This window comes from Pseudomonas sp. B2M1-30 (genome assembly GCF_025447575.1).
Taxonomy (GTDB): domain Bacteria; phylum Pseudomonadota; class Gammaproteobacteria; order Pseudomonadales; family Pseudomonadaceae; genus Aquipseudomonas; species Aquipseudomonas botevensis.
This window is the reverse complement of record NZ_JAOEJT010000009.1, coordinates 1-11,773: the sequence shown is the minus strand read 5'-3', so window position 1 is coordinate 11,773 and position 11,773 is coordinate 1. Positions and strand designations below refer to the sequence as shown.

Here is an 11,773-nt window from a genome sequence, read left to right as displayed (position 1 = left end):
TCTATCGCGTCACGTGTTATTCGGTTTCCAGATCGATATCGATGCCGAGGGAACGAATTTCCTTGATCAACACGTTGAAGGACTCGGGCATGCCCGGCTCCATACGGTGATCGCCGTCCACGATGTTTTTGTACATCTTGGTCCGGCCGTTCACATCGTCCGACTTCACTGTGAGCATTTCTTGCAGAGTGTAAGCAGCACCGTATGCTTCCAGTGCCCAGACCTCCATCTCCCCGAAACGCTGACCACCGAACTGTGCCTTACCACCCAGCGGCTGCTGGGTAACCAGGCTGTACGAACCGGTAGAACGCGCGTGCATCTTGTCGTCTACCAAGTGGTTCAGCTTCAGCATGTACATGTAGCCAACGGTAACCGGACGCTCGAACTGATTGCCGGTACGGCCGTCGGTCAGCTGCATCTGGCCGCTTTCTGGCAGATCCGCCAGTTTCAGCATGGCCTTGATTTCGCTTTCCTTGGCACCGTCGAACACTGGAGTGGCCATTGGAACACCGCCACGCAGGTTCTTCGCCAGATCCAGGATTTCCTGGTCGGAGAAGCTGTCCAGGTCTTCGTTACGACCGCCGATCTGGTTGTAGATCTCGTCCAGGAAGACGCGCAGCTCAGCAACCTTACGCTGCTCTTCGACCATCCGGTTGATCTTCTCGCCCAGACCTTTGGCCGCGAGGCCCAGGTGAGTTTCGAGAATCTGACCAACGTTCATACGCGAAGGTACGCCCAGCGGGTTGAGGACCACGTCGACCGGGGTGCCATTGGCATCGTGCGGCATGTCTTCAACCGGCATGATCACGGAGACCACACCTTTGTTACCGTGACGACCGGCCATCTTGTCGCCCGGCTGGATGCGACGACGGATTGCCAGGTAAACCTTGACGATCTTCAGCACGCCTGGAGCCAGGTCATCGCCCTGCTGCAGTTTGCGCTTCTTGTCTTCGAACTTGTCGTCCAGCAGACGGCGACGATCAACGATGTAGGCCTGAGCCTTCTCGAGCTGCTCGTTCAGAGCATCTTCAGCCATGCGCAGTTTGAACCACTGACCATGCTCAAGACCGTCGAGTACTTCGTCGGTGATGTCCTGACCTTTCTTCAGACCGGCGCCGCCTTCGGCCTTATGGCCTACCAGTGCGGAGCGCAGACGTTCGAAGGTCGCGCCTTCAACGATACGGAACTCTTCGTTCAGATCCTTGCGGATCTCGTCCAGCTGGGACTTCTCGATCGACAGGGCACGAGCATCACGCTCAACGCCGTCGCGGGTGAAGACCTGCACGTCGATGACAGTACCTTTGGTACCGGTAGGTACACGCAGGGAGGTGTCTTTAACGTCGCTGGCTTTTTCACCGAAGATTGCACGCAGCAGTTTTTCTTCCGGAGTCAGTTGGGTCTCGCCTTTCGGAGTGACCTTACCAACCAGGATGTCGCCTGCGCCAACTTCAGCACCTACGTAAACGATACCGGCTTCGTCCAGCTTGTTCAGTGCAGCCTCACCCACGTTCGGGATGTCCGCAGTGATTTCCTCTGGGCCAAGCTTGGTGTCACGCGCCACACAGGTCAGTTCCTGAATGTGGATCGTGGTGAAACGGTCTTCCTGAACCACACGCTCGGACAGGCAGATGGAGTCTTCGAAGTTGAAGCCGTTCCATGCCATGAACGCGATGCGCATGTTCTGACCCAGCGCCAGTTCACCCATGTCGGTGGACGGGCCGTCGGCCATGATGTCGCTACGCTGAACGCGATCACCCTTGCTCACCAGCGGACGCTGGTTGATGCAGGTGTTCTGGTTCGAGCGGGTGTATTTGGTCAGGTTGTAGATGTCGACACCGGCTTCACCCGGCTCAACTTCGTCATCGGCAACACGAACCACGATACGGCTGGCATCAACGGAGTCGATCACGCCGCCACGACGAGCAACGACGCAAACGCCGGAGTCGCGAGCCACGTTACGCTCCATGCCGGTACCGACCAGCGGCTTGTCGGCACGCAGGGTTGGTACAGCCTGACGCTGCATGTTCGAACCCATCAACGCACGGTTGGCGTCGTCGTGCTCGAGGAACGGAATCAACGACGCAGCCACCGAAACTACCTGCTTCGGCGAAACGTCCATCAAGGTGACTTCTTCCGGCGCCTTGACGGTGAATTCGTTCAGGTGACGTACGGCTACCAGTTCGTCGATCAGGACTTTGTTGTCGTCCATGGTCGCCGAAGCCTGTGCGATCACGTGATCGGCTTCTTCGATAGCGGACAGGAACACGATATCGTCGGTGACCACACCCTCTTTCACCACACGGTACGGGCTTTCCAGGAAGCCGTACTGGTTGGTGCGCGCGTAAGCGGCCAGGGAGTTGATCAGACCGATGTTCGGACCTTCCGGCGTTTCGATCGGGCAGACACGACCGTAGTGGGTCGGGTGTACGTCACGGACTTCGAAGCCCGCACGCTCACGAGTCAGACCGCCAGGGCCGAGTGCGGAGACACGACGCTTGTGGGTGATCTCGGACAACGGGTTGTTCTGGTCCATGAACTGCGACAGCTGGCTGGAACCGAAGAACTCTTTCACCGCCGCAGCGACTGGCTTGGCGTTGATCAGGTCTTGCGGCATCAGGCCTTCGCTTTCGGCCATCGACAGACGCTCTTTGACCGCACGCTCAACACGTACCAGGCCAACGCGGAACTGGTTTTCGGCCATTTCGCCTACGCAGCGAACACGACGGTTACCCAGGTGGTCGATGTCATCGACAATGCCTTTACCGTTACGGATGTCGACCAGAGTCTTCAGTACCGCGACGATGTCTTCCTTGCACAGCACGCCCGAACCTTCGATCTCGGTACGACCGATACGACGGTTGAACTTCATGCGGCCGACCGCAGACAGGTCATAACGCTCGGCGCTGAAGAACAGGTTGTTGAACAGGGTTTCGGCAGCGTCTTTGGTTGGCGGCTCACCTGGACGCATCATGCGATAGATCTCGACCAGCGCTTCCAATTGGTTGCTGGTGGAGTCGATCTTCAGGGTGTCGGAGATGAACGGACCACAGTCGATGTCGTTGGTGTACAGCGTTTCAAAGCGGCCAACGCCAGCCTTGGCGATCTTCGCCAGGACGTCAGTCGACAGCTCGGTGTTGCACTCGGCGAGGATTTCACCGGTAGCCGGATGCACGATGACCTTGGCGGTGGTGCGACCCAGGACGTAGTCCAGAGGCACTTCCAGCTCTTTGATCCCGGCCTTTTCCAGCTGGTTGATGTGGCGGGCAGTGATACGACGGCCCTGCTCGACAATCACCTTGCCGTTGTTGTCCTGGATGTCGAGGACTGCAACTTCACCACGCAGGCGCTGAGGCACCAGCTCCAGGCTCAGGCTCTCGCCTTTCACGTGGAATACGTTGGTGGTGTAGAAGGCGTCCAGCACTTCCTCGGTGGTATAGCCAAGCGCGCGCAGCAGCACGGAAGCCGGCAGCTTGCGACGACGGTCGATACGCACGAATACGCAGTCTTTCGGGTCGAACTCGAAGTCCAGCCACGAACCGCGGTAAGGGATGATGCGCGCGGAGTACAGCAGTTTGCCGGAGCTGTGCGTCTTGCCACGGTCGTGGTCGAAGAACACGCCCGGGGAACGGTGCAGCTGGGAAACGATCACACGCTCGGTACCGTTGATTACGAAGGTACCGTTCTCAGTCATCAGGGGAATTTCACCCATGTAGACTTCTTGCTCTTTGATGTCCTTGATCGCTTTGTTCGACGATTCTTTGTCGAAAATGATCAGGCGCACTTTTACCCGCAAAGGTACGGCGAAAGTTACACCGCGCAATACGCATTCTTTGACATCAAATGCCGGCTCGCCCAAGCGATAGCCGACGTACTCCAGCGCAGCATTGCCGGAGTAGCTGATGATCGGGAAAACGGATTTGAAGGCCGCATGCAGGCCCACGTCGCGGAACTGATCTTTAGTCGCTCCCGCTTGCAAGAATTCACGATACGAATCCAGCTGGATGGCCAGGAGGTACGGCACATCCATGACGTCCGGCAACTTGCTAAAGTCCTTGCGGATACGTTTTTTCTCAGTATATGAGTAAGCCATCAGCGTTCCCCAGCTTGGTCACCTGCTTGTTTGGCTCTTCCCGACGGGAACAGCCAGAAAATCGTGCAAACCCCATGGTTTGCGCCATCACATCGGATGGTTACAGCTCGTTACCGACACCGACCGAGTCGGCTGCCAATAACGGAAAAAGGCCGGTGGCAAAAGCCACCAGCCATCAGCCTGTCGCTTGAAGCTCGGGCTGGAGGAGCAAAGTCGATGCTTACTTCAGCTCGACTTTAGCGCCTGCTTCTTCCAGCTTCTTCTTAGCGTCTTCAGCAGCTTCTTTCGAAACGCCTTCAGCTACAACCTGAGGAGCGCCGTCGACTTTCTCTTTGGCTTCTTTCAGGCCCAGACCGGTCAGTTCACGAACTGCCTTGATCACGTTTACTTTCTTCTCGCCGGCTTCAACCAGAACAACGTTGAACTCGGTTTGCTCTTCAACAACAGCAGCGGCAGCAGCTGGACCAGCAGCAGCAACAGCGGCGGTCACGCCGAAGGTTTCTTCCATTGCTTTGATCAGCTCAACAACTTCCAGAACGGTTTTCTGGCCGATTGCTTCGATGATTTGTTCGTTAGTCAGAGACATGACTTGAATCCTGTATTGGGGTGACAGCTTACGCAGCCATCAAATTAAACATATGATTTTGAAAGGTCTGACTGCGCCTTAGGCTGCAGCAGCTTCTTTCTGGTCGCGAACGGCTGCCAGGGTACGAGCCAGCTTGCTGGTAGCGCCTTGGATCACGCTCATCAGTTTCGCAATAGCTTCGTCGCGGGTCGGCAGGGTAGCCAACACGTCGATCTGGTTAGCGGCAAGGAACTTGCCATCAAACGCAGCTGCCTTGATCTCGAACTTGTCCTGACCCTTGGCGAACTCTTTGAACAGACGAGCAGCAGCGCCCGGGTGTTCGTTGGAGAAAGCGATCAGGGTCGGGCCGGTGAAGGCGTCGTTGAGAACACTGAATTCAGTGTCAGCAACAGCACGCTTGAGCAGGGTGTTACGTACGACACGTACGTATACGCCAGCTTCACGAGCCTCTTTACGGAGTCCGGTCATTGCGCCTACAGTCACACCACGGGCATCAGCCACGACAGCGGACAGAGCGACTTTGGCAGCCTCGTTGACTTCAGCGACGATGGCCTTCTTGTCTTCGAGTTTAATTGCCACGGGTTTAACTCCTGCTTGTTACCGTTTCATCTGGCCGTAGCCGGATGTCGTTTTGGTGTCTGATTCGGTAAGGAACCGGGAGCACCATCTGCGTAGGCTTGAGGTTTAAGACTTGCGCCGCCTACGGTCTTGGATAGCCCCCGCCAGGCAGGGACCCCAATCTTTCAATTGGTGCAATCGCTTGCACCAATTTTGTCTTACGCGCTCAGCGAGCTCTGGTCGATAACCAGACCTGGGCCCATGGTGGTGCTCAGGGTAACGCGCTTGACGTAAATACCTTTCGAAGAAGCTGGCTTGATACGCTTCAGATCAGCGATCAGGGCTTCAACGTTTTCCTTCAGCTTGACGGCATCAAAGCCGATCTTGCCAACGGAAGTGTGGATGATGCCGTTTTTGTCGGTGCGATAACGAACCTGACCAGCCTTGGCGTTTTTAACCGCGTTAGCGACGTCTGGAGTTACGGTGCCGACTTTAGGGTTAGGCATCAGGCCACGTGGACCGAGGATCTGACCCAGTTGACCTACAACGCGCATGGCATCCGGGGATGCGATGACTACGTCATAGTTCAGGTCGCCGCCTTTCATTTCGGCAGCCAGGTCGTCCATGCCTACGCGGTCAGCGCCGGCAGCCAGAGCGGCTTCAGCAGCTGGACCTTGGGTGAACACAGCAACGCGAACAGTCTTGCCAGTACCGTGTGGCAGCACAGTAGCGCTACGAACGACCTGGTCGGATTTACGCGGGTCTACACCCAGGTTTACAGCAACGTCAAACGACTCGCTGAACTTGACAGTCGACAGCTCGGCCAGCAGTTTAGCGGCCTCTTCGAAGTTGTAGGACTTGCCTGCTTCGATTTTGTCGGCGATAGCCTTTTGACGCTTGGTCAGCTTAGCCATTACACACCCTCCACGTTAAGGCCCATGCTACGAGCAGAACCGGCGATAGTACGCACGGCTGCATCCATATCAGCTGCTGTCAGATCCGCTTTTTTGGTTTTAGCGATCTCTTCCAGCTGAGCACGGGTAACGGTGCCAACCTTAACGGTGTTCGGACGAGCGGAACCGCTGGTCAGACCGGCCGCCTTCTTCAGCAGAACCGAAGCAGGGGTGGATTTGGTTTCGAAAGTGAAGCTACGGTCGCTGTAGACAGTGATGATCACTGGAGTCGGCAGGCCAGCTTCCAGACCCTGAGTACGGGCGTTGAAAGCTTTGCAGAATTCCATGATGTTCACGCCGTGCTGACCCAGAGCAGGACCAACAGGTGGGCTTGGGTTAGCCTGAGCGGCCTTCACTTGCAGCTTGATGTAAGCGGTAATCTTCTTGGCCATGAGGCACTCCAATTACGGGTTCGAACGCCTCGAGAGGCTCCCCGGTTACTTGCGCGTTTATCCCAGTGACGACAAAACCCCACAGCCTAGGGCTGCGGGGTTGGGATGCTTGTTCAACTAGACCTTTTCGACCTGGCTGAACTCCAACTCTACCGGAGTAGAGCGACCGAAAATGAGCACTGCCACTTGGATCCGGCTCTTTTCGTAGTTAACTTCTTCGACAACACCATTAAAGTCGGCAAACGGACCGTCAATAACACGTACAGTCTCGCCTGGCTCGAACAGCGTCTTCGGCTTAGGCTTGTCGCTACCATCAGCAACACGACGCAGAATCGCGTCCGCCTCTTTATCAGTAATCGGCGCAGGCTTATCAGCGGTACCGCCGATGAAACCCATCACCCGAGGAGTATCCTTGACCAAGTGCCAAGTACCCTCGTTCATATCCATCTGAACCAGCACATAACCTGGGAAGAACTTACGCTCGCTTTTGCGCTTCTGGCCATTACGCATTTCAACCACTTCTTCAGTGGGAACCAGAATTTCGCCAAAGCCATCTTCCATGCCAGCCAGCTTTACACGCTCGATCAACGAGCGCATGACATGCTTCTCGTAACCCGAGTAAGCATGCACAACGTACCAACGCTTAGCCACGGGACACCCTTAGCCGACAATCAAGGAAACAAGCCAGCCGAGCAGGGAATCAAGCCCCCACAACAGCAACGCCATAACCAGAACAACAGCCACGACAATCAGCGTGGTCTGCGTGGTTTCTTGACGAGTTGGCCATACGACTTTACGAATCTCGGTGCGAGCTTCCTTAACCAATACAAAGAACGACTTGCCCTTGGCAGTCTGCAAGCCCACAAAGGCAGCAACGGCAGCAATGACAAGCAGTGCGAGTACGCGGTACAGGATCGGCGAAGCAGAGTAATACTGATTGCCAACAACGCCAACAACCACTAAAGCAACTACTACAAGCCACTTGAGCAGATCGAAGCGAGAGCCTTGAGCTTCAGCTTTAGGAGTCATCTATGAAGATCCTGTGAAAAGAAAGCCAGACACACCGAGTGAATCTGGCAGGTCAGGAGGGAATCGAACCCCCAACCTACGGTTTTGGAGACCGTCGCTCTGCCAATTGAGCTACTGACCTAAAACAAAATCAGGCCGACCATTATGCCGGCCCGAAAAAGACATTACAACTACTTACTCGATGACTTTGGCCACGACGCCAGCGCCGACGGTACGACCGCCTTCACGGATAGCGAAACGCAGACCATCTTCCATCGCGATAGTTTTGATCAGAGTGACAGTCATCTGAATGTTGTCACCTGGCATTACCATTTCAACGCCTTCTGGCAGCTCGCAGTTACCAGTCACGTCAGTAGTACGGAAGTAGAACTGTGGACGGTAGCCTTTGAAGAACGGAGTGTGACGGCCGCCTTCTTCCTTGCTCAGAACGTAAACTTCTGCGGTGAACTTGGTGTGCGGCTTAACCGAACCTGGCTTGACCAGAACCTGACCACGCTCAACGTCGTCACGCTTGGTGCCACGCAGCAGAACGCCGCAGTTCTCGCCAGCACGACCTTCGTCGAGCAGCTTACGGAACATTTCAACGCCGGTGCAGGTAGTTTTCTGAGTATCGCGCAGACCAACGATCTCAACTTCTTCCTGGATGCGGACGATGCCACGCTCAACACGACCGGTCACAACAGTACCGCGACCCGAGATCGAGAATACGTCTTCGATTGGCATCAGGAACGGCTTGTCGATAGCGCGCTCTGGCTCTGGGATGTAGCTGTCCAGAGTTTCTACCAGCTTCTTGACGGCAGTGGTGCCCATCTCGTTGTCGTCTTTGCCTTCCAGCGCCATACGAGCCGAACCGATGATGATTGGAGTGTCATCGCCCGGGAAGTCGTAGGTGGACAGCAGGTCGCGAACTTCCATCTCGACCAGTTCCAGCAGCTCAGCGTCGTCTACCAGGTCAGCCTTGTTCAGGAAAACCACGATGTACGGAACGCCTACCTGACGGGACAGCAGGATGTGCTCACGGGTTTGCGGCATCGGACCATCAGCGGCCGAGCAAACCAGGATCGCGCCGTCCATCTGGGCAGCACCGGTGATCATGTTTTTTACGTAGTCGGCGTGACCCGGGCAGTCAACGTGCGCGTAGTGACGAATGTTCGAATCGTACTCTACGTGTGCAGTGTTGATGGTGATACCACGAGCCTTCTCTTCCGGGGCGCTGTCGATCTTGTCGAAGTCAACAACTGCGGAACCGAAAACTTCGGAGCAAACGCGAGTCAGAGCAGCGGTCAGAGTGGTTTTACCGTGGTCAACGTGACCAATGGTGCCAACGTTGACGTGCGGCTTGTTACGTTCGAACTTTTCCTTAGCCATCGAAATCACCCCTGAGAGTAGAATTAAGCGAACTACGTTGACCATTAAAACAAAGGCAGATATTTTCATATCTGCCTTGTTATATGGAGCTCTTGAGCGGATTTGAACCGCTGACCTCACCCTTACCAAGGGTGTGCTCTACCAACTGAGCTACAAGAGCGTAACACTTTGCACAATCTGCAAACTTGGAGCGGGTAGCGGGAATCGAACCCGCATCATCAGCTTGGAAGGCTGAGGTTCTACCACTAAACTATACCCGCGGAGCCTGCAGCTCACGCTAAAATCTGGTGGAGGGAGAAGGATTCGAACCTTCGAAGTCGTAGACGTCAGATTTACAGTCTGATCCCTTTGGCCGCTCGGGAACCCCTCCTAATCGAGCCGGCATTCTATACTATGCCAACCCTGTGTCAAGCATTTTCTCATTTAAAAACCTGAGGTTAGCTGCATTGACATCGCCCCGCTGCTTCAACCGTTAAAGGTCTTCACTGCGGAGCGGGCGCCATTCTATGCAAACTATTCAGCAGGCGCAACCCCCTCGCACAGCATTATTTTATGTTTTAACTCATTGAATTCCTTGGAAAGGTTTTGCAACTGCGCATCCCCCAGCAATCGCTGGCTCTCTGGCGCGATACGCAGCCAGTAACCAGCCCCCAAGGCGCCATCCTGCGATGGCTGAAACTTGATACCCGACTCCACCAGTCGCCGAGTCAAGGCCTGGACAGACTCCTGACCCACCACCCCTCCCACATACAAGCAGTCTTCGTCCGGCGATTTTCCCGCCCTGGACCGCACGCCATCACTCGCCTCACTCAATAATCGAATGTCCTGCTGGGATCCGCGATACAGATTCAGCGGCGTGACGTCTTTGGCGCGCAGAGGAGCCTCCTGCTGATGCCAAACGTAATAAAACACATTGAGAACAAGCAACAGCAGGAACAACCAACGCATACAAACCTCAAGACAAAGGGCACGCCATAGCCAATCCGACGAACACCAGATCGGGAACAATCCTGGCCTGCGGGACAACCCCAGAAACCAGGTTCGCATCACCACCGGTAATAAAGACCATGAAATCCGCTCCCCAATAACCGCGCGCCATTTCCACCTGAGTGAGCACAAACCCTTGCAGCATCAAAGCGCAGCCTCGCTCAACGGCCTCAACCGTGCTCCGGCCTGGTGCCTGACTGGCCAGCGCACGCTCGGCAGCCAAATCGCCATAGCGAATTTTTCGAGTATGAGTGCGCAACTGATTGCGCATCAGCGGCATCCCAGGACAGATAAAGCCTCCCAGGTGTTCGCCATCAGACGCAATGAAGTCAGCGGTCACCGCCGTCCCGAAATCAAGCACCAGACAGGCTCCTGATGCGAGATGAAACCCACCAAGCATCGCCACCCAACGATCGAGCCCCAATCGCTCGAAATCGTCATAACCATTCCTGACACCTGACATTTCACGGGCAGGCGATGCACACACAACAGAAACACCGAAGGCCTGCTCAAGAGCCTCGATCAACGCGCCGGTTTCCTCCGTCGTTCTCACGCTAACCAGACGGCACTTGCGCAGAAATAATCCCGCAAGCGCTTTCAGCTCACTGAGCAACATCTGATCAGAGTCAACCACCCCTTCCGAGAACACAGAACCGGAGGCGCCAGTCAGCACTCGCCACTTGATAAAACTGTTTCCGCAGTCGAGCTCAAGAATCATCACGCAACCTCAAACTGAGCTCACCACCGCTAAAGACTTTTTCCACACCATCCACCTTCAAGCGCAACGCACCCTGCCTATCAATGCCCTGCACCACACCCTCGATCTGGCTGACACCCGCGATCAATGAAACCGACTGCCCTTGCCATAGATGATTTCTCTCCCACTCCGCCTGGAGCGCCGAAAAACCCTCAGACTCGTGCCTCGCCATATAAGCCCGCAACTGCCGACTCAGCTCAGCCGCCAAAACGTTACGATCACAACTAACGCCCGACTCGAGCCTGACAGACGTCCACTGCTGATCAACCTCGCTGGCCGCCTGCATATTCACGTTAATTCCAATGCCTAGAACCACATGACAGACATCCGCCGGATCACCGACAAGCTCAAGCAAAATACCGGCAATTTTTTTTCGCCCAACCAATACATCATTGGGCCATTTCAGCCCCGCCTCTGAAACACCGAGCTTACGCAAGGCACTCATCACAGCCAAACCAACAACAAGACTCAACCCCTCAAGACGACGCACCCCACCATCGATGCGTAAAACGAGGCTGTAGTAGAGATTATCCGCGAACGGGCTTACCCATTTGCGCCCTCTTCGGCCTCGTCCCGACACCTGACGCTCAGCGATCACCAGAAATGGCGCAGCCTGGCCACGATCAACAGCGCGCAGCGCCTCGGCATTGGTCGAATCAATTGAGTCAAAGACAAAGATTGGCCAATCCAAAGCCCCCGAACTGATCTTTAGAGGGTCGAGCAAGGTCAGCGGATTGGTCAACTGATAGCCTCGCCCGCGAACCTTATGAATGCTCAGCCCGAGTTCAGCCTCCAGGTGCTGCAGCTGTTTCCAAACGGCACTTCGACTGACCCCCAGGGCTTCACCCAAAGCCTGACCGGAGTGAAAACGACCATCTTTCAAAAGATTCAACAACGTCAGCATGCAGGTTTCGCCTCACAATGAGGCCCGAATGATAGCCATGCCCCGGGCCGTTGCATAGAAATCAAGTTGGCGAACTTTCCTGCGGGCAAAACAAAACCCCAACTGCTTTCGCAATTGGGGTTTCGGAATTTAATCTTGACGATGACCTA

At 55.4% G+C, this 11,773-nt stretch carries 11 protein-coding genes and 4 tRNA genes; all 15 read right to left on the bottom strand.

The features are described 5' to 3' along the window. Nucleotides 1–16: 16 nt before the first annotated feature. The 15 genes from rpoB to birA all read right to left on the bottom strand — a co-directional run bounded on the left by rpoB (nt 17) and on the right by birA (nt 11,624). Nucleotides 17–4,090, bottom strand: a complete 4,074-nt coding sequence (gene rpoB / locus N8H74_RS17845; RefSeq protein ID WP_217834792.1) for a DNA-directed RNA polymerase subunit beta — start codon at nt 4,088–4,090, stop codon at nt 17–19. Between the two features lie 220 nt (nt 4,091–4,310). Next, on the bottom strand, nt 4,311–4,676 hold the full coding sequence (gene rplL / locus N8H74_RS17840) for a 50S ribosomal protein L7/L12 (protein ID WP_007957596.1): 366 nt from the start codon (nt 4,674–4,676) through the stop codon (nt 4,311–4,313). Nucleotides 4,677–4,754: 78 nt separating this feature from the next. Further along, nucleotides 4,755–5,255, bottom strand: coding sequence for a 50S ribosomal protein L10 (rplJ, locus tag N8H74_RS17835; RefSeq protein ID WP_010220297.1), 501 nt, complete (start codon nt 5,253–5,255; stop codon nt 4,755–4,757). Nucleotides 5,256–5,452: 197 nt separating this feature from the next. Continuing rightward, on the bottom strand, nt 5,453–6,148 hold the full coding sequence (rplA, locus tag N8H74_RS17830) for a 50S ribosomal protein L1 (protein ID WP_217834791.1): 696 nt from the start codon (nt 6,146–6,148) through the stop codon (nt 5,453–5,455). Beyond that, nucleotides 6,148–6,579: a 50S ribosomal protein L11 gene (rplK, locus tag N8H74_RS17825; protein WP_217834790.1), complete on the bottom strand. Its 432-nt coding sequence runs from the start codon at nt 6,577–6,579 to the stop codon at nt 6,148–6,150. Before rplK ends, rplA begins: the two co-directional genes overlap by 1 nt. 117 nt (nt 6,580–6,696) lie before the next feature. Further along, nucleotides 6,697–7,230, bottom strand: a complete 534-nt coding sequence (gene nusG / locus N8H74_RS17820; RefSeq protein ID WP_217834789.1) for a transcription termination/antitermination protein NusG — start codon at nt 7,228–7,230, stop codon at nt 6,697–6,699. 9 nt (nt 7,231–7,239) lie between these two features. Then, nucleotides 7,240–7,608 (bottom strand): preprotein translocase subunit SecE, encoded by a 369-nt coding sequence (gene secE / locus N8H74_RS17815; protein WP_007916493.1) that lies wholly within the window; start codon nt 7,606–7,608, stop codon nt 7,240–7,242. Between the two features lie 45 nt (nt 7,609–7,653). Next, nucleotides 7,654–7,729 (bottom strand) — tRNA-Trp (locus N8H74_RS17810). A gap of 53 nt (nt 7,730–7,782) precedes the next feature. Next, on the bottom strand, nt 7,783–8,976 hold the full coding sequence (tuf, locus tag N8H74_RS17805; RefSeq protein WP_262149183.1) for an elongation factor Tu: 1,194 nt from the start codon (nt 8,974–8,976) through the stop codon (nt 7,783–7,785). Nucleotides 8,977–9,060: 84 nt separating this feature from the next. Further along, nucleotides 9,061–9,136, bottom strand: a tRNA-Thr gene (locus N8H74_RS17800). Nucleotides 9,137–9,162: 26 nt separating this feature from the next. Continuing rightward, nucleotides 9,163–9,236: transfer RNA gene (locus N8H74_RS17795), tRNA-Gly, on the bottom strand. Between the two features lie 25 nt (nt 9,237–9,261). Continuing rightward, nucleotides 9,262–9,346 (bottom strand) — tRNA-Tyr (locus N8H74_RS17790). A gap of 143 nt (nt 9,347–9,489) precedes the next feature. Continuing rightward, on the bottom strand, nt 9,490–9,924 hold the full coding sequence (locus tag N8H74_RS17785; RefSeq protein ID WP_262149181.1) for a hypothetical protein: 435 nt from the start codon (nt 9,922–9,924) through the stop codon (nt 9,490–9,492). Between the two features lie 7 nt (nt 9,925–9,931). Continuing rightward, entirely contained in the window at nt 9,932–10,681 is a 750-nt protein-coding gene (locus tag N8H74_RS17780) for a pantothenate kinase (protein WP_217834828.1), read from the bottom strand. After that, nucleotides 10,671–11,624: a bifunctional biotin--[acetyl-CoA-carboxylase] ligase/biotin operon repressor BirA gene (birA, locus tag N8H74_RS17775; RefSeq protein ID WP_262149178.1), complete on the bottom strand. Its 954-nt coding sequence runs from the start codon at nt 11,622–11,624 to the stop codon at nt 10,671–10,673. The genes N8H74_RS17780 and birA overlap by 11 nt, the downstream gene beginning before the upstream one ends. Nucleotides 11,625–11,773: the final 149 nt, after the last annotated feature.